This window comes from Amphritea balenae (assembly GCF_003858655.1).
In the GTDB taxonomy this organism is placed as follows: Bacteria; Pseudomonadota; Gammaproteobacteria; order Pseudomonadales; family Balneatricaceae; genus Amphritea; species Amphritea balenae.
On record NZ_RQXV01000001.1, the window covers coordinates 936,939 to 953,978 of the forward strand.

Here is a 17,040-nt window from a genome sequence, read left to right on the forward strand (position 1 = left end):
TAACCGAGCCAAGCCCATCTGGCATCGGACTCTCCTAACAAGAGGAAATACAGAGATGACAACAGAGCAAGTAACCCGCGCCCTTTTTGACGAAGTAATGGTTCCTAACTATAACCCACAGCAATTTGTACCCGTTCGCGGCCAGGGCTCCCGGGTATGGGATCAGGAAGATAAAGAGTATATCGATTTCGCCGGCGGCATCGCGGTAAACGCACTGGGCCATGCGCATCCGGCACTGGTTGCAGCGATTAAGGAACAGGCTGATAAGCTCTGGCACCTGAGTAATACCTGTACCAATGAGCCGGCCCTGCGTCTGGCGAAGAAACTGACCGACGCGACCTTTGCCGATAAGGTATTCTTTTGCAGCTCTGGCGGTGAAGCCAACGAAGCCGCTTTCAAGCTGGCCCGTAAATACAGCTACGACAATTTCGGCCCTGAGAAAAACGAGATTATCGCATTCAATCAAGCATTCCACGGCCGTACCCTGTTTACCGTATCCGTCGGTGGCCAGCAGAAATACCGTGAAGGCTTTGAGCCGGTACCCGGCGGCATCGGCCATGTCCCATTTAACGATCTGAAAGCACTGAAAGCAGTTATTTCCGATAAGACCTGCGCCGTTGTAATGGAACCGATTCAGGGCGAAGGCGGTATCATTCCAGCTGATCCTGAGTTTGTTCGCGGTGTTCGCGAACTGTGTGATCAACACAACGCCCTACTGGTATTTGATGAAGTGCAAACCGGAGTCGGCCGTACCGGTCAGCTGTACGCATACATGGATATGGGGGTAACGCCTGACATCATGACTACCGCTAAAGCGCTGGGCGGCGGTTTCCCTATCGGCGCAATGCTGACTACTGACAAGTGCGCCCCAAGCCTGGGCTTCGGTACCCACGGCAGTACCTACGGTGGTAACCCTCTGGGCTGTGCTGTTGCTGAAGCAGTACTGGACCAGATCAACACGCCAGAACTGCTTGCCAGTGTCGGCGATAAGCGCGCCCTGTTTGTCGCGGAACTAGAAAAAATCAACGCTAAGCACGGCATCTTCAAAGAGATCCGCGGTGCGGGCCTTCTGATTGGCGCCGAGCTGACCGAAAGTTGGCACGGCCAGGCGGCAAAATTCCTTGCTGCAGCCCGTGAAGCCGGTGTTATGTTACTGGTCGCCGGACCAAACGTTTTGCGCATGACCCCTTCCCTGATCATTCCGGACGAAGATATCAAGCAAGGTATGGCTAAACTTGAACAGGCGATTGCTCAGGTTATTGAGCAAGCAAAAGCGATCGAAGCGGATTCTGCCGCTTAATACAAGACCGTAATTGAAAGCTTAGGAACCCGTCAGGATGTTTTCGGCGGGTTTCCCAAAAACCAAGAGGCTGAGTGAAAACGTTACGAGCGAAGGCTGAACAAGGAAAAAATCGTCGAAAATGCGGAGTCTACATTCCGTAAATGAGCAGTTTGAGACTATTTTTAACGCCGTGCAGGCAAGCACAGTAGTTTTCACGCAACCTCAGAGGCCTCTTTTTCTGAATTCCAGGTCGCCTCACTGACAGATATTTTTGCGGTAATCATCAATACTGTTCTTATTAAAAGTCATAACATAAAAGCCATCACAGAAAGATGGCCATAATAAAAAAGGACCGCTTATATGACCACCGATTTTGCCCCCTTCCTGGCATGGCTGGATGATCAGTATGAAGAGATGCTGGCGAAAACTATTGCTCTGGCAGAGACAAATTCCGGTAGCCTCAACGCAGACGGTGTAAACCGGGTGCGCGAGATGCTGACCGAATACTGTCAGGTACTGGAAGGTGAAATTGAGGTTATACCGGTAGCGCCCTATCAAAACCTGAATGCTAATGGTGTGATGGAAAGCTTCCCGCTGGGCGATGCGCTACGAATTCGCAAGCGGCCGGAAGCACCACTGCAGATATTTTTCTGCGGCCATATGGATACCGTATTCGCAAAAGATAGTAGTTTTCAGCAGGTTCGCTGGCTTGACGAGGAAACCCTCAATGGCCCAGGTGTCGCCGACCTTAAAGGTGGCATTATGGTGATGCTGAAAGCACTCGAAGCACTTGAGCGCAGCCCCTGGGCCGATAAGATCGGCTGGCAGATCCTGTTCAACCCAGATGAAGAGATTGGTTCCCCTGGCTCTGCGCCATTAATCTCAGAGGCAGCTAAACAAGTGCACCTGGGGATGATCTATGAACCTTGCTTTCCGGATTGTAATTTTGCCGGTGAACGTAAAGGTAGTGGTAATTTCTGTGTCATGGTGCGTGGTAAAGCGGCTCATGCCGGCCGGGAGCACCACCTGGGGCGCAATGCAGTACGCGCTATGTGTGATTTTGTTTCCGACCTAGATGACCTGAATGGGCTGCGCCCGGGCGTAACCATCAATCCCGGCTTAATTGAGGGCGGCGGCGCGGTCAATATAGTGCCGGACCTCTGTATCCACCGCTTTAACATTCGTCTGGTCGATCCCGCAGATGAAGACTGGTGCCTCGGCCAGATCGATAAGCTGCTGGCTAAGATCAACGCTCGCGATGGTATCAGCATCGAGCTGTTTGGAAATTTCGGGCGCAAGCCTAAGGTCTTGAGCACGGCCAACACAAAGCTGTTTGAACTGGCACGAGAGTGCGGCCAGTCGCTGGGTATGGATCTGCAATGGTTGCCAACAGGTGGTTGCTGCGATGGCAATAACCTGGCAGCCGCCGGTATCCCTAATATCGACACTCTTGGTGTGCAGGGCGGTAAGATACATTCCAGCGATGAATACCTGAAAGTGAAAAGCCTCAATGAACGCGCTAAGCTAAGCGCCCTGATCCTTTTCAAACTGGCAACCAGTGAAAATCTAAACTGGCTGGAGGAAAACTGATGCTGTTACTGAGACTTCAAGACTGTAATGATATTCAGGATTCCCTGGAAATAAAAAGCCTCAATGAACGCGCTAAGCTAAGCGGCTTAATGCCTCAGCTATTACTAAAGCTGGCAACCAGCGCTGACCTGAACTGGCTGGAGGAAAACTGATGCTGTTACTGAGACCACTGAACTTTAATGATATTCAGGGGCTGGAACGCTTAGCCGTTATCTCCGGCGGCAGTATGACTACCCTGCCCGCCAACCGGGATCACCTCGGCGAACTGATTAACGGTACTCAACAATCCCTGCGTAAGGATGTCGAACAGGCGGGTGACGAAAGCTATCACTTCGTTCTAGAAGACACCGAAAGCGGCTCGCTCATCGGCGTATCCGGCATCGATGCCACCGTCGGTATAAGCTCTCCTTTTTACAGTTACCGTACCGAAAAGGTGGTGCATGCTTCCAATGAGTTGCAGATCCATAATCAGATCCCAGCGCTGCATCTCTGCCAGGACTATACCGGTGTCGCACGGTTGTGCACCCTGTTTATCGATAAAGAGCACCGCACCCCGGTCAACCTGCACCTGCTCTCCCGTGCTCGCCTGATGTTTATCGCGCAACATCCGGAGCGCTTTGCTTCCCGACTGATTGCCGAGCTACAAGGAGTGGTCGATGAAAATAACCGATCACCGTTCTGGGAAAGCCTGGGACGCCATTTCTTCGAAATGGATTTCACCAAAGCTAACTACCTAACCGGCATCAATTCAAAAGGTTTCATCGCCGACCTGATGCCCCACTATCCGGTATACGTGCCGCTGCTGAGCCAGGAAGCTCAGGATGTATTAGGCAAACCACGACCCGATATGCAGAACGTGATGAGACTGCTGGAAAATGAAGGCTTCAGCTACCGGGGATATATCGATATTTTCGATGCTGGCCCGACCATGGAAGCACGTACCGACTTCGTTCGTTCAATCGCTCAGAATCGGCAAGTAGCCGCTCGAATCGGTGAGTCAGCAACAGATGATAGCAACCTGCACCAGGCTCTAATCAGCAACACCGGCCTGAAGAACTACCGCTGCCTGGTCAGCCGGATCGATCCGGAACAACCAGAAATCAGCGCTGAGATAGCCGAACTGCTGCAAGTTTCTGAAGGCGATCCGATCAGGATAATGCGATTGAGCGACGCCGAACTAGGCTGAAGACGAAGTAAACTCAGCCTCAAATACGATAAACCAAGATCAAAATACAGCACCAGCCGACACTCTCTTTGATGTCGGCTGTCAGCCCGCGCTCACTCAAAATATGCGCAAACAATAACAACGGAGCAAACTGACTATGATGGTAGTTCGCCTTATTCAAGCAGACGACCACGAAGCGCTGCGTGAACTGGCCAGAAAAACTGGCCCGGGTTTTACTTCACTGCAGGACAATGATGAACAGGTCGCTGCCAAGCTGAGTTCAGCTCTACAGACATTCGATCCCGAAACGAGACCGGAAGATGCGCTCTACCTGTTCGTAATGGAAGACACCGAAACCGGCGAAGTGGTCGGTATCAGTGGTATCGAAGCGGCAGTCGGTCTGAACGACCCCTGGTATAACTACCGGGTCGGAACACTGGTCCATGCCTCCCGCGAGCTTGAGGTTTACAATCAACTGCACACGCTGACCATCACCAATGACCATACCGGCTATTCCGAGCTATGCACTTTGTTCCTGGCACCGGATGCACGCCACAGCAAACACGGCTCACTGCTGTCGAAATCCCGTTTTATGTTTATGGCGGAGTTCTCACATCTGTTTAATGAGCACCTGATCGCAGAGATGCGAGGCTACTCTGATGAAAATGGTATCTCACCTTTCTGGGAAGGATTAGGCCGTCATTTCTTTTCGCTGGATTTCTCAGAAGCGGATAAGCTGTCATCAATGGACAAGGTATTTATCGCCGAATTGATGCCCAAGAACACCATCTATACCAATCTGTTGCCGGAAGATGCGCAACAGGCAATTGGCCAGACCCATCAAAACACCACGCCGGCGCGTAAGCTGCTGGAAAATGAAGGCATGCGTTACACCGGCTACGTCGACATCTTTGATGGCGGACCAACACTGGTAGCACGAACCGATGATATCCGTGCCATTCAGGATAGCCACTACGTTAAAGCCCGTATCGACGAGCACCCGCCAGAAGGCGAACTCTATCTGGTCAGCAGTAACGACTTTAAAGACTTTCGCTGCTGCATGACCGCACTGACATCTGTCGGCAAGCATGTGGTCACCCTGACCCCTGATGTTGCCGAGGCACTAAACATTACCGAGGGAAGCACTGTTCGCGTTGTGCCTCTCTCTTCTGGACGGAGATTCTAAAATGACAGCATCAATCTACATTAACGGCCAGTGGCTGGAAGGTAACGGTCCGGCTTTTGATTCCCTCAACCCGACCACAGGTGAAAGCATCTGGAACGGTGGCGCGGCTGACCCTGCTCAAGTTGAGAAAGCAGTTGCAGGTTCCCGGGCGGCAGCATTTGACTGGGCAGACCTGAGTTTTGCAGCCCGCTGTCAGATCGTACGGCGCTACGGTGAGCTGCTGGCAGAACATAAAGAACTGCTGGCAACTACCATCGCAGAAGAAACCGGTAAGCCGCTGTGGGAAACCCGTACCGAAGCTGCCGCGATGGCCGGCAAGATTGAGATTTCAATCAATGCCTACAACGAACGTACCGGCGAACGCAGCAGCGACATGGCGGGTGCCCGTGCTGTACTCCGCCACAAGCCCCACGGCGTAGTGGCCGTATTCGGACCATATAATTTTCCGGGGCACCTGCCCAATGGGCATATCGTTCCCGCCCTGTTAGCTGGTAATACAGTGGTATTGAAACCCAGCGAACTCACCCCTAAAGTAGCGCAAATAATGGTTGAGCTATGGCATCAGGCTGAACTGCCAGTCGGCGTCCTGAATCTGGTACAAGGTGAAAAGGAAACCGGTATCGCACTGGCTTCAAACCCGGATCTGGACGGCCTGTTCTTCACCGGCAGCTCCCGTACCGGCCACATATTGCACGAGCAGTTTGCCGGTCATCCGGGCAAGATCCTGGCACTGGAAATGGGCGGTAACAACCCATTAATTATCGGTCAGATAAGTGATATCAAAGCCGCAGTTCACGAAACTATCCAGTCCGCCTACATCACTTCCGGCCAGCGCTGCACCTGCGCCCGTCGTTTATTCGTACCAACCGGTGCTGCCGGTGATGAGTTCGTCGCTCAGCTACAACAAGCTGTAAGCCAGATTAAGGTAGGCGGCCAGTTTGATGAGCCAGCGCCGTTCATGGGCAGCCTGATTTCAGAAGCTGCTGCCGATGGCATGGTATCTGCTCAGGCAGATCTGATAGAGCTCGGCGCAACCCCACTACAGATGCCGGAGAAACTTAAACCAGGCACTGGTTTACTATCACCGGGGCTGATCGATGTTACCGCAATCAAAAACCTGCCGGATGATGAGCATTTCGGCCCTCTGCTGAAATTGATCCGCTATGATGAATTCAACGATGCGATAAGACAGGCCAATAACACAAGCTATGGTCTGTCTGCCGGACTGTTCAGTGACGACGAAGCACAATTCGATCATTTCTACCGCCATATCCGTGCCGGTATCGTAAACTGGAATAAGCAGCTAACTGGCGCCAGCAGCGCTGCACCGTTCGGTGGAGTCGGTGCCAGCGGCAACCACCGTGCCAGTGCCTATTACGCAGCAGATTACTGTTCATATCCGGTCGCGGGCATCGAAAGTGATGAACTTAATCTACCTGAGACCCTGTCTCCAGGCCTGACCATCAGCTAAACAGGAATGTAAATGTTTATGAAAGCATTTGAAGCAAATTTTGACGGTCTGGTTGGTCCTACCCACAATTATGCCGGGTTATCTTTCGGTAATGTTGCCTCCCAGCAACATGGGGCGCAGGCCTCTAATCCGAAACTCGCCGCTAAACAGGGCCTGGCGAAAATGAAAGCCCTGCATGATATGGGTCTGGTTCAGGGCGTTTTAGCGCCGCAGGAACGCCCGGATATCGGCACGCTGCGCCAGCTGGGTTTCAGCGGCAGTGACGCTGATGTTCTGGCCGCAGCGGCAAAGCAAGCGCCGCGTATACTGGCAGCCTGTTGCTCCGCCTCCAGCATGTGGACCGCTAATGCGGCGACCGTATCCCCAAGTGCGGATACTGCAAACAGCAAGGTACATTTCACCCCAGCGAACCTGACCAATAAGTTTCATCGTTCGATTGAGCATGAAGTGACCGGACGGATTCTGCAGGCAACCTTTACCGATGAGCGCCACTTTCAGCATCACTCGGCGCTGCCCGGTGTCGAACACTTCGGTGACGAAGGCGCGGCGAACCATACCCGTTTCTGCCATGAGTACGGCGAGGCTGGTGTCGAACTTTTCGTTTACGGCCGTTACGCGTTCGATAGCAGCAAGCCGCAACCGACCCGCTATCCGGCGCGCCATACCTATGAAGCATCAGAAGCGGTAGCCCGCAAACACGGCCTTGATCCATCCCGGGTGGTCTATGCCCAGCAGAATCCTGCAGTGATCGATCAGGGTGTATTCCACAATGATGTAATCGCCGTCGGTAACAGCAACCTGATGTTCTGTCATGAACAGGCGTTTCTCAATCAAGCGGAGGTCAAACAGCAGCTGAACCAAGCTATGGGTGGTAACTTCAATGTCATTGAAGTACCAGACACTCAGGTTTCGGTGCAAGATGCCGTGAGTAGCTATCTGTTTAACAGTCAGTTGCTGAACCTGCAGGATGGCCGCACACTGCTGGTCATCCCTGAGGAGTGTCAGAACAACCCTGCGGTCTGGACATACCTGTCAGAACTTCAGGAAGGCAATAGCCCGATCGATGAGCTGAAAGTGTTCGATCTGAAACAAAGTATGAGCAACGGCGGCGGCCCCGCTTGCCTGCGTCTGCGCGTAGTACTTAATGAGCAGGAATTGACTGCGTTTAACCAGTCTACACGGATGAATGATCAGTTGTTTTCTACCCTTAATACCTGGGTTGATAAACACTACCGTGACCGGTTAACCGAAGCAGATCTGGCCGATCCTCTGCTCCTGCAGGAATCCCGCGCAGCATTGGACGAGCTGACTCAGATCATGCAACTCGGCCAGGTATATCCGTTCCAGCGCTAAGGGAGTAGCTCTTTTGCCTTCAGGGGGTACGCACAAGCCTATCGCGCTTGTATACCCTCGGGAGGCAACTATCCTGCCACCAGGGACTATGAAGCTCTTGATAGGTAAAGGGCCATTCAGTGCTCTGGGATTCGCCCTATAGAGCCTGGGTTCTGCGGAGCGGTCGCAACCCAATGCGGGGATTGGCGCATACGGTCAAAATAGTCGTTAAGCTGTTGAAAATGTGTCCAGTCAAAGGGAACCATCTCTTTGAAATATTCCACATGTATCATTGAATAATCAGCCAGAGTAATTGAATCACCCACAACATAAGAGCGCCCCTGCATATGCTCATTCAGTACCGATGCAAATCGACTTAACTGATCCCCGGCCCAGCTGATTATTGCTTCATTACCCTGAGTGTTCATAAAATTCGGTTTGGCGATTGTCTCAAAAGCGAGGGTCCCGAAGGCTTGATTAAAATGTGCGAGCTCCCAAAATTGCCAACGAACTATATCCGCCCTCTGCGCTATATCCCGAGGAAACAATGTATCGTTCTCAGAAACCTCTGCCAGGTATTGGTTAATCGCATTCGACTCCCACAGCTTCAAATCTCCATCGACCAGAGTCGGTACCATAGCATTGGGATTTAATGCCTTATAAGCCTCATTACCGAGGTCGCCTTCAAAAAAGTCGAGATACTCTATCTCCACGTTAACCCCTGCATGGTGTGCTACGGCTAATACTTTGCGGGAATTTGGCGAGCCCGCAACAACGTATAGTTTCATTTTTTGCTCCTGCTATAGACGTTTCTTATATGGCGTGAGAACCCGTGTATTAATGTTGAAGAATCAATTAACTGGCTTTTCACTTGTTTTTTACAAGTAAATATTAGTATTTAACTTTCAATTTGCAAGTTAATTTCTGTGGGTTACTATTAGCTTTATGGTAGATAAAAAAACAAAAGCCTGGTCTGGCTGCCCTGTACGTTTTGGCATGAGTCAGTTTGGCGATAAATGGAGCTTTCTCATTATCCGCGACCTGATGTTTAAAGGACGCAAGTACTATCACGAGTTCATAGAGGCTGGCGAAGGGATATCCACAAATGTGCTGGCTACCCGCCTTGCCGATCTTGAAAGTAATGGCATCGTTAACAAATCAAGAGACCCGATCAAAGGTTCAAGGTTCATATATACGCTGACTGATAAAGGTATCGAGCTAATGCCGATGATGTTGGCGATGATTGATTGGGCGGAAAAGTTTGATCCTGTAACTGAAGTGCCAGAAGACTTTATCAATGAGCTGCGCGACGATCCCAAAAAGCTGCAACAAGAAATTATGGAAAAAATACCAAGGTAAATTTTCTTCCTTCCTCAGACGCCCAAGTGCAGTGCAGCTCCACCCTTCTCACTTTATACAGGCTTGTACCAGTATTTTTTCTTCACGAGCACTCGTTCAAGAATCCAGCAGCTCATCCAAAGGGTAGCCCCGAAATGGTTTACCTGTATTCAAAACCACATGACTACTGATGTTCACCATCCCCGGCAGCACATCCAAAAGCCGGTCATTGATTTTGTTATAGCGGCTCATATCAGGCGCGATAATCCTGAGAAATATATCAAAGCTGCCACTCACGGTGTAACACTCCACCACCTCCGGAATCGCTTCAGCGGTCTGCTGAAATGCCCGGAATGCATCTGTGCTCTGATCTTTAAGACTGACCGTCGCTATGACTGTCACCGTACGACAGAGTGCAGCAAGGTCGACCACCCCCAGATAAGGACCGATCAGACCAGCCTGTTCCAGCTTTCGCACCCGATTCAGGCAGGAACTGGGGGACAATCCTACCCGATCAGCCAGGTTTTGATTAGTGATTCGTGCGTCCTGCTGAAGAATCGAAAGAATATTTCGACTAATCTTGTCTAGCTGCATACATTTTCTCGAAAAAACTGACTAATAAGTATGGGCATTATAGGTAAGTTCAGCAAACCCCTGTAAATACCGAGCTATAGATACTAAAAAGAAAAGACATTGAATTTTAGCACAAAAAATATAACCGCCCATACCGCCGAATAATATTCGGTTTAAGTTGTAGAAAAAACAGAATCTACATTATAGACAGCCAAAATAGAAAGCTCATTCTGCAAAATAAGCCGTAAAATCTGCCGTTATATTCAGAATAAAAAGAGATCAGATTATGTTGCTTATTCGTCCCTGCACCTTCAAGGATCTCGATGACCTGATGGCCATATCTCACGCAGTTGGTCGAGGTATGACATCCATGCCAGCAGACGAAACCGCCTGGCAAGAAAAAATCAGCGCTTCGATTCTGGCCTTTTCAGCCGACGCCAGAAAAAAACCGGATAACACCTATTTTATGGTGCTGGAAGACAGTGATTCAGGCAGAGTCGTAGGCACTACCGCTATCTATACCGGTGTCGGCCTGAACAAGCCGTTTTACTCCTATAAAGTATCGACACTGGTCAGCAGTTGTAATGATCTTGAGGTAACCCGGCAGGCCAGGGTTCTGACCATGGTCAACGATTACACCGGGACTACCGAGATCGGCTCGCTGTTTCTGCTACCGGAGTATCGCAAGCCGGGAGTCGGCCAGTTTCTGTCTCGCGCCCGTTACATGACGATTGCTGATTTCCCAGACTGCTTTGATGAGCAGATAATCGCAGAACTGCGCGGCTGGCAGGACCCCCAGGGTAATTCGCCACTGTGGGATCATCTGGGCCACACTTTCTTCGGTATCGACTTTCAGCAAGCGGTCACGACTGCAGCACTGAAAGGTCCCCAGTTTATTTCCGACCTGATGCCCAAGTATCCAATCTACATCGACCTGCTACCGCAGGCAGCACGTGAAGTGATCGGCAAGCCCCATGACTCATCGGCCCCGGCGCTGAACATGCTGAAAAAAGAGGGTTTCCAATACACCGGCTATGTCGATCTGTTCGATGGTGGCCCCTCGGTACAGGTTGCCGCGCAGGAGATTCATACAGTACGCGACAGCAGCTCCGGCCGCTACAAGCTCAGCCAGGAGCTGACGGATAGTGATCAGCAGTACATGATCAGTAACGGTAAGCTGGAAACTTATCGTGTCGCGTTAGCTCCCGCTCGCCTCGATAGCCAGGGTAACTTGCTTATCAGCCCGGACACCGCCAAAGGACTACAGCTGCAAGAAGGCGATTCGCTACGCTATATTCCAGCCCGCTCGCGCTCAGCAGGTGCTATGCAAACCAGCCAGGCAGCCTGAAAGATCAGGTAAAAGGAACATCGCCGTCCTGTGCATCCCTGCACCCGCGGCATACCGTACCTCCTGTACATAAAAAAGGTCTGCATCGCAGACCTTTTAAATTACTGTTACGCCTGATCCCACTACCTCTTTTTAACCAGCTTTCTTCAACTAACCACCATTAACTAACGACCATTGCCCTCTGCTCTTCAAGTCCCATCGCCAGCACATAGGGATCAGTTTTCTGCTGGCGAATGAAATCCTCCTTACAACTCAGCCCTTGCCAGTTAATGTTGATCAGAGCCTGTGCAACCGCACCACCCAGCGTACTACCCGGCCCCAGGATAATAATCCTGTCGGGGGCAAACTCCTTAACTGATACTTCTATCGCTTTAGAGAAATCGTAAGGCTGGAATACCTGATGGCCCAGGGTGTACTGGTGCAGCGCCTGTGTATCACTACTCAATGGTTGCCAGATATGGCCGCGGCCATCGATAAGAGGCAGCGACGGCGCGGCAAATAACTCTGATGGCAATCTCTGTAGTGCATGGTCAGAAATCTTCTTTAGCAACGGTGTATGAAATGCAGCATGGTTATGCAGCCGCAACGGGAAGCGCCCCTGCTGCTGAGGCAAAGGCGGCAGAAGCTCCATAAGTTGTTTCAACGCAGCTTCGTTACCACCAAAGACCAGCATGCCTCCCAGCTCGATAGATATATGAAGCTCAGCCCCTTGCTGTTGATTAATAGATTCCATCAGTTCCAGCAGGTGCTCACGCCGTCCGGGAATCTGACACCAGCTTTCATCCACCAGCGGATAGATTACCTGGCCGCCGATCAGACTCTGCTGCATCATCGTACCCATGGTATTAATCAGTTCGATTGCAGAGCTTTCTGGCAACGCCTGCGCGGCGGCCAGAGCGATATACCAGCCCATGGAGTTGCCGGTTACCGCCACCACGTCAAACTGACTCTGGTCGATACTAAGAAAATCGGCATAGGCGCAGGCATGAATCAGCGGCGAAGCGTTATCCCCCCGGGTATGCTCACGCATGGCATAGCTTTCACGGCCATCCAGTTCACTGACCGTCACCTGCCCCTCTTGCTGGCGGTAAGCATCAATTCGGTCAACAAACCTGGCCTTGTCCTTGTCCTTCTCCTGCCCCATATGAAATCGGTTCAGATAGCCCAGTTCCTCTTTATTATAGGTGCCGCGGCCTGGGCAGATCACTAAGGCTTTTTGTTTCTTTCCTTGTAAATTCACATCCTGCTTCATTCGTTTCTCTCCAACCTGCCGCTTAAGCACTTTTTACAACCGTTAACGGATTTTCTTTACCCAATAGGTTCAGTGCCGCCGCCAGAATGCTTTCCTTGCCCGGCAAAGTGCAGGTCGCTGCCCGTCCCAGCGGGATAAAGCTATCCTCGGCAGTTAACCGTTTAACCTTGAATTCAGCGGGCAACCGCTCTTTGACTAAAGCCATCAGAGCTTCACTGATTGAACCGGTGCCTCGACACTCATCGACAATCAGCAAGTGACCGCACTCGGCAATCGTCACCGCCAGCAGCTCTTCATTGAGCGGTGCCAGCCAGCGCAGATCAATTATACGCAGCGCTACTCCATGTTCATCTTCCAGCACTTTAGCTGCCTGACGAGAGAGGTAATAACCGTTACCGTAGGTGAGAATACACAGCTCAGTACCTTCACCGTATTGCCCGAACTCACCCGGTTTAATCGCCTTAGACTGACCCTCTGTCGGTATCCTGGATTGCTCTGGTGACAGGTAGTTATGGGTCCACAGGCCATCTCCCTCGTCATGCAGGTCGCGGGTCATATAGAGTGCTATCGGCTCAACAAAAACCACGACACGTTGCTCTTCCTGCGCCATCCTGACGCAAGTGCGTAGCATCTCCACGGCATCTGCGCCGTTTGATGGACAGGCGATTACCAGGCCCGGAATATCCCGGAATACCGCCAGCGAGTTATCGTTATGAAAGTGGCCACCAAAGCCTTTCTGATAAGCCAGGCCTGCAACGCGAATCACCATAGGGTTGGTAAACTGGCCGTTGGAGAAGAAACTCAACGTGGCTGCTTCGCCACGAATCTGGTCTTCAGCGTTATGTACATAGGCCAGAAACTGAATTTCAGGAATCGGCAGGAAGCCGTTGTGCGCCAAACCGATAGCCAGCCCCAGAATACTCTGTTCATCGAGCAGGGTATTGATCACCCGGTGCTTGCCGAAGCGCTCCGATAGCTTGCCAGTAACGTTATAAACGCCCCCTTTCGGGCCAATATCCTCTCCGGCCAGAACTATATTGCCCTGTTCCAGCATCAGGTCGGTCAGGGCCCAGTTGATCAGCCGCGCCATATGCTGTGGTTCAGCCAGAGCACGCTGGTCCCGGCCGAACGTTGCGTTGCGCTGTGCCTCTGTAGCGGGTTCATAGACTGGACGTTGCGACTTCGGAGGAATCAGTGAAGCCATTACCTGTTTGGCCGTCTGTAACTTCGGCCGCAGGATCACCTGTTCGGCAACCCGCGCCGTGCGTTCACGCATCACTTCATAGAGTTCACAGATCTGACTGCTGTTCATTACGCCATTGTCGATCATCAGTCTCGCTGTATGCAGCAATGGATCCTGGGCTTCTGCCGCATCGATCGCCTGCTGTGCCAGATAGGCGGTCTGGGCATCAGAACCGGCATGCCCCATTAAACGCACGGTCCGCATGTGCAGGAATACCGGTTTACGATGCCGTCTGGCATAGCCTGCCGCCTGCCGGGCTTTCTGGTAAGTATCCAGCAGGTTAAGACCGTCACAGGCGATATATTTCAATCCGGGGCGGTGAGAAAAATTCGCCGCAATCCAACCCTCCGGGGTCGCGGTAGAGATACCGATGCCGTTATCTTCACAGATGAACACCAGTGGCATAGGTACTTCCTGATAAGCCGTCCACGCCGCGGTATTGAAAGCGCCCTGTGCGGTTGAATGGTTAGCCGAGGCATCACCGAAACTGCACAACACTACGCCATCATGGGGTAACTCTCCGTCATGTTTCATACGCTTAGCCAGCGGTATGCTATACGCCGCACCGACCGCCTTAGGCAGATGGGATGCGATAGTGCTGGTTTGCGGTGGTACGTATAAGCGCTTGCTGCCCAGCACCTTATGTCGCCCTCCGGAAACAGGATCATCTTCGGAAGCGGCAAAGGAGAGCAACATATCGTGCAAAATAGTCTCGCCTGGTAGCTGCTTACTGCGCTGAATCAGAAACGCTGCATCCCGGTAATGCAGAAACGCCATATCCCGGTAATCAAATGCCCTACCGATGGCGGCATTGCCTTCATGACCGGAGCTGCCGATTGTATAGAAGGCCTCGCCTCTCGCCTGTAGCAGACGCGATAGCAGGTCCAGATGCCGACTCATCAGCTGCGATTCAAACAGCTCCACCAACTCGACAGGCTGCAAGCCGACATCGATCAGTGACAGGGGAATATTTGATTCCGGCAGATCTCCTTGCGCAACCCTGCGGGTAAAATTTTCATCAACCACTTTTGCCCGATTTTGCATATTGCTCTCCTTACTACCCATCCTCTAACTTCGAGTATCCTTAGCAGAGATCCAAAAAAATGGATCTACTTAACCGGAACTTCAAGCGCTGAAAGCTTGTATACCGGTTTGTGCCCGGCCCAGAATCAGCGCATGAATATCATGGGTTCCCTCATAGGTATTAACCGCTTCCAGATTCATCATGTGGCGTATGACATGGAACTCATCGGAGATACCATTCCCGCCATGCATATCCCGCGCCTGGCGGGCGATATCCAGCGCCTTACCACAGTTATTACGCTTCATCAGGGAGATCAGTTCCACCGGGCAATTATCCGCATCCATCAGACGTCCCATCTGCAGGCAGCCCTGCAGACCCAGGCTGATCTCAGTCTGCATATCGGCAAGTTTCTTCTGAATTAACTGATTAGCAGCCAGAGGACGGCCAAACTGAATACGATCCAGGGTGTACTGACGTGCGGCATGCCAGCAGAACTCTGCGGCACCCAGTGCGCCCCAGGAGATACCGTAGCGGGCTTTATTCAGACAACCAAACGGGCCAGCCAACCCTTGCGCTCCCGGCAGCAGGTTCTCTTCGGGAACGAACACGTCCTCCATAACAATTTCACCGGTAATCGATGCCCGTAGCGAAAACTTGCCTTCGATCTTTGGCGCGCTCAGTCCCTGCATCGCCTTTTCCAGTATGAAGCCACGTATCACACCTTCCAGTTTGGCCCAGACTATAAACACGTCGGCTACCGGTGAATTGGTAATCCACATTTTTGCGCCTTTCAACAGGTAGCCACCATCTACCCTGGTCGCGCGGGTCTTCATATTGTTGGGATCTGAGCCCACATCCGGCTCGGTCAGACCAAAGCAGCCGATCAACTCTCCAGACGCCAGTTTCGGCAGGAATTTCATGCGCTGCTCTTCAGTGCCATAGGCAAAAATCGGATGCATAACCAGTGAAGACTGCACACTCATCGCCGAACGGTAGCCGCTGTCTACGCGCTCGACTTCCCGTGCCACCAGCCCGTAACAAACATAATTAACGGCAGAGCCGCCGTATTGCTCTGGCAGAGTCGAGCCCAATAACCCCAACTCGCCAAGTTCCTGCATAATTCCTGTATCAAAGGTCTCATTGCGATTCGCTTCGAGTACACGGGGTTGCAGCTTATCCTGGCAATAATCGCGGGCCGCATCGCGGATCATCCGCTCCTCTTCAGTGAGTTGCGACTCCAGGCTAAATGGGTCACTCCAGTTGAATTGAGTTTTTTTAATCTGGCTCATTATTATTATCCTGTTATCCAGACTCCCCTGGGTGCAGGGGAGAAATAGTCAAATGATCGATAACGCTATGTAAGATGTGTAACCGCTCTTCTAAACAGTGTAGCTGTTTCGATTCCGGCCTTAAGGGATCAGCACTCAGGCTGCGCTGGTCGACTCAAAAATCTTGTCGGCATTGGCCGCAACAAAGCCCTGATACAACTCATTACCAATATCCTCATGGCGCAGGGCAAATTCGTAGAAACAGGTCGGGATCTCATGAACATCACCATCGGCAAAGGCAAGCGCAAGACGATCCGCCATAGTTGAGCCTTGTTCGAGAAGGCTTTCAGGTGAGCCTTTAATTTCACCGCCCACTGAGTTGATGTTGAAATTGGCACTTTTAACCCGCTGCAGTACTTCGCCAAGAGAGTCGGTACTACTCAAATGATTAACACTGACGGTGAAGTGGTTGACCCGGATACCGATCGCCAGCAACCAGGCACCGTATTCAGTTTCCATCATCAGGCTCTGGTAATCATCCCAGCTTGGCATATCCCAATGCCGGGCTGACCAGAACACTGACAGGTCCAGTTCTTGCGGTTTAATCTGCTGGGTGTAGCGGGCAATAATTTCCTGGCTTTTACGGCTCAGTTGATCAGTCAGCAGTTCTGAACAGAAAATTTTCGGGATATTGGAATCAGGATGGATAAAGCTGTAAGCGCGCAACTTCTTCGCTTCGAACTGATAACCATCCTGACGCTCGTAACCCAGGGTAAGTAGCAAAGGCTCGAGATTGTCCAGCTGTAGTGGGGTATCAGCAAACGTACGGAAGGCCACGTGATCATTGATTACAATCCCGTCAGTGGCGGCGAACAGCTGCTTAATCTGTTCGGCCTGGGGCGTTATCTCGGTGTAATCATGCCAAAGTTGTGAAAATAATTGTTCTACGTTCATGTCAGAGCCTGCAC

15 protein-coding genes are annotated in these 17,040 nt (G+C 51.6%); 9 read left to right on the top strand and 6 right to left on the bottom strand.

Annotated elements, in window-relative coordinates; genetic code table 11:
- Positions 1-55 precede the first annotated feature (55 nt).
- From EHS89_RS04165 to astB, 7 genes are all read left to right on the top strand, one after another.
- Positions 56-1,300 carry an aspartate aminotransferase family protein gene (locus EHS89_RS04165; protein WP_124924823.1) on the top strand — a complete coding sequence of 415 codons (1,245 nt, stop codon included), beginning with the start codon at positions 56-58 and terminating at the stop codon, positions 1,298-1,300.
- A gap of 342 nt (positions 1,301-1,642) precedes the next feature.
- Positions 1,643-2,872: a hydrolase gene (locus EHS89_RS04170; protein WP_124924824.1), complete on the top strand. Its 1,230-nt coding sequence runs from the start codon at positions 1,643-1,645 to the stop codon at positions 2,870-2,872.
- Positions 2,872-3,024 carry a hypothetical protein gene (locus EHS89_RS21025; RefSeq protein WP_170167405.1) on the top strand — a complete coding sequence of 51 codons (153 nt, stop codon included), beginning with the start codon at positions 2,872-2,874 and terminating at the stop codon, positions 3,022-3,024. Before EHS89_RS04170 ends, EHS89_RS21025 begins: the two co-directional genes overlap by 1 nt.
- Positions 3,024-4,058: an arginine N-succinyltransferase gene (gene astA, locus EHS89_RS04175; RefSeq protein WP_124924825.1), complete on the top strand. Its 1,035-nt coding sequence runs from the start codon at positions 3,024-3,026 to the stop codon at positions 4,056-4,058. The genes EHS89_RS21025 and astA (EHS89_RS04175) overlap by 1 nt, the downstream gene beginning before the upstream one ends.
- A 136-nt stretch (positions 4,059-4,194) precedes the next feature.
- Positions 4,195-5,223 (top strand): arginine N-succinyltransferase, encoded by a 1,029-nt coding sequence (astA, locus tag EHS89_RS04180; protein WP_124924826.1) that lies wholly within the window; start codon positions 4,195-4,197, stop codon positions 5,221-5,223.
- A gap of 1 nt (position 5,224) precedes the next feature.
- Entirely contained in the window at positions 5,225-6,694 is a 1,470-nt protein-coding gene (astD, locus tag EHS89_RS04185) for a succinylglutamate-semialdehyde dehydrogenase (protein ID WP_124924827.1), read from the top strand.
- Between the two features lie 18 nt (positions 6,695-6,712).
- The gene (astB, locus tag EHS89_RS04190) at positions 6,713-8,047 is read left to right on the top strand and encodes an N-succinylarginine dihydrolase (protein WP_124924928.1); all 1,335 of its coding nucleotides are present in this window, start codon (positions 6,713-6,715) and stop codon (positions 8,045-8,047) included.
- A gap of 116 nt (positions 8,048-8,163) precedes the next feature.
- Here the strand turns inward: astB and EHS89_RS04195 are convergent, their stop codons facing one another.
- Positions 8,164-8,814, bottom strand: a complete 651-nt coding sequence (locus tag EHS89_RS04195; RefSeq protein WP_124924828.1) for a glutathione S-transferase family protein — start codon at positions 8,812-8,814, stop codon at positions 8,164-8,166.
- A gap of 157 nt (positions 8,815-8,971) precedes the next feature.
- Between EHS89_RS04195 and EHS89_RS04200 the strand changes: the two genes are divergently transcribed.
- Positions 8,972-9,385: a winged helix-turn-helix transcriptional regulator gene (locus tag EHS89_RS04200; RefSeq protein WP_124924829.1), complete on the top strand. Its 414-nt coding sequence runs from the start codon at positions 8,972-8,974 to the stop codon at positions 9,383-9,385.
- A gap of 96 nt (positions 9,386-9,481) precedes the next feature.
- On the opposite strand, the gene EHS89_RS04205 is transcribed toward EHS89_RS04200, so the two are convergent.
- The gene (locus EHS89_RS04205) at positions 9,482-9,958 is read right to left on the bottom strand and encodes an Lrp/AsnC family transcriptional regulator (RefSeq protein WP_124924830.1); all 477 of its coding nucleotides are present in this window, start codon (positions 9,956-9,958) and stop codon (positions 9,482-9,484) included.
- A gap of 265 nt (positions 9,959-10,223) precedes the next feature.
- Between EHS89_RS04205 and EHS89_RS04210 the strand changes: the two genes are divergently transcribed.
- Complete coding sequence (locus EHS89_RS04210) at positions 10,224-11,285, top strand: arginine N-succinyltransferase (protein WP_124924831.1); 1,062 nt, start codon at positions 10,224-10,226, stop codon at positions 11,283-11,285.
- A gap of 160 nt (positions 11,286-11,445) precedes the next feature.
- Here the strand turns inward: EHS89_RS04210 and EHS89_RS04215 are convergent, their stop codons facing one another.
- The 4 genes from EHS89_RS04215 to EHS89_RS04230 all read right to left on the bottom strand — a co-directional run bounded on the left by EHS89_RS04215 (position 11,446) and on the right by EHS89_RS04230 (position 17,026).
- Complete coding sequence (locus tag EHS89_RS04215; RefSeq protein ID WP_229753469.1) at positions 11,446-12,567, bottom strand: ACP S-malonyltransferase; 1,122 nt, start codon at positions 12,565-12,567, stop codon at positions 11,446-11,448.
- Entirely contained in the window at positions 12,560-14,824 is a 2,265-nt protein-coding gene (locus EHS89_RS04220) for a dehydrogenase E1 component subunit alpha/beta (RefSeq protein ID WP_124924833.1), read from the bottom strand. The genes EHS89_RS04215 and EHS89_RS04220 overlap by 8 nt, the downstream gene beginning before the upstream one ends.
- 81 nt (positions 14,825-14,905) lie before the next feature.
- The gene (locus tag EHS89_RS04225) at positions 14,906-16,093 is read right to left on the bottom strand and encodes an acyl-CoA dehydrogenase (protein WP_170167406.1); all 1,188 of its coding nucleotides are present in this window, start codon (positions 16,091-16,093) and stop codon (positions 14,906-14,908) included.
- Positions 16,094-16,228: 135 nt separating this feature from the next.
- A complete protein-coding gene (locus EHS89_RS04230; protein ID WP_124924834.1) occupies positions 16,229-17,026 on the bottom strand; it encodes a DUF1338 domain-containing protein in 798 nt (265 codons plus the stop codon).
- Positions 17,027-17,040 lie beyond the last annotated feature (14 nt).

Excerpts from the sequence above, each read along its gene's own strand:
- EHS89_RS04165 (WP_124924823.1), top strand. The coding sequence starts at position 56 with ATGACAACAGAGCAAGTAACCCGCGCCCTTTTTGACGAAGTAATGGTT.
- EHS89_RS04170 (WP_124924824.1), top strand. The coding sequence starts at position 1,643 with ATGACCACCGATTTTGCCCCCTTCCTGGCATGGCTGGATGATCAGTAT.
- EHS89_RS21025 (WP_170167405.1), top strand. The coding sequence starts at position 2,872 with ATGCTGTTACTGAGACTTCAAGACTGTAATGATATTCAGGATTCCCTG.
- astA (WP_124924825.1), top strand. The coding sequence starts at position 3,024 with ATGCTGTTACTGAGACCACTGAACTTTAATGATATTCAGGGGCTGGAA.
- astA (WP_124924826.1), top strand. The coding sequence starts at position 4,195 with ATGATGGTAGTTCGCCTTATTCAAGCAGACGACCACGAAGCGCTGCGT.
- astD (WP_124924827.1), top strand. The coding sequence starts at position 5,225 with ATGACAGCATCAATCTACATTAACGGCCAGTGGCTGGAAGGTAACGGT.
- astB (WP_124924928.1), top strand. The coding sequence starts at position 6,713 with ATGAAAGCATTTGAAGCAAATTTTGACGGTCTGGTTGGTCCTACCCAC.
- EHS89_RS04195 (WP_124924828.1), bottom strand. The coding sequence starts at position 8,814 with ATGAAACTATACGTTGTTGCGGGCTCGCCAAATTCCCGCAAAGTATTA.
- EHS89_RS04200 (WP_124924829.1), top strand. The coding sequence starts at position 8,972 with ATGGTAGATAAAAAAACAAAAGCCTGGTCTGGCTGCCCTGTACGTTTT.
- EHS89_RS04205 (WP_124924830.1), bottom strand. The coding sequence starts at position 9,958 with ATGCAGCTAGACAAGATTAGTCGAAATATTCTTTCGATTCTTCAGCAG.
- EHS89_RS04210 (WP_124924831.1), top strand. The coding sequence starts at position 10,224 with ATGTTGCTTATTCGTCCCTGCACCTTCAAGGATCTCGATGACCTGATG.
- EHS89_RS04220 (WP_124924833.1), bottom strand. The coding sequence starts at position 14,824 with ATGCAAAATCGGGCAAAAGTGGTTGATGAAAATTTTACCCGCAGGGTT.
- EHS89_RS04225 (WP_170167406.1), bottom strand. The coding sequence starts at position 16,093 with ATGAGCCAGATTAAAAAAACTCAATTCAACTGGAGTGACCCATTTAGC.
- EHS89_RS04230 (WP_124924834.1), bottom strand. The coding sequence starts at position 17,026 with ATGAACGTAGAACAATTATTTTCACAACTTTGGCATGATTACACCGAG.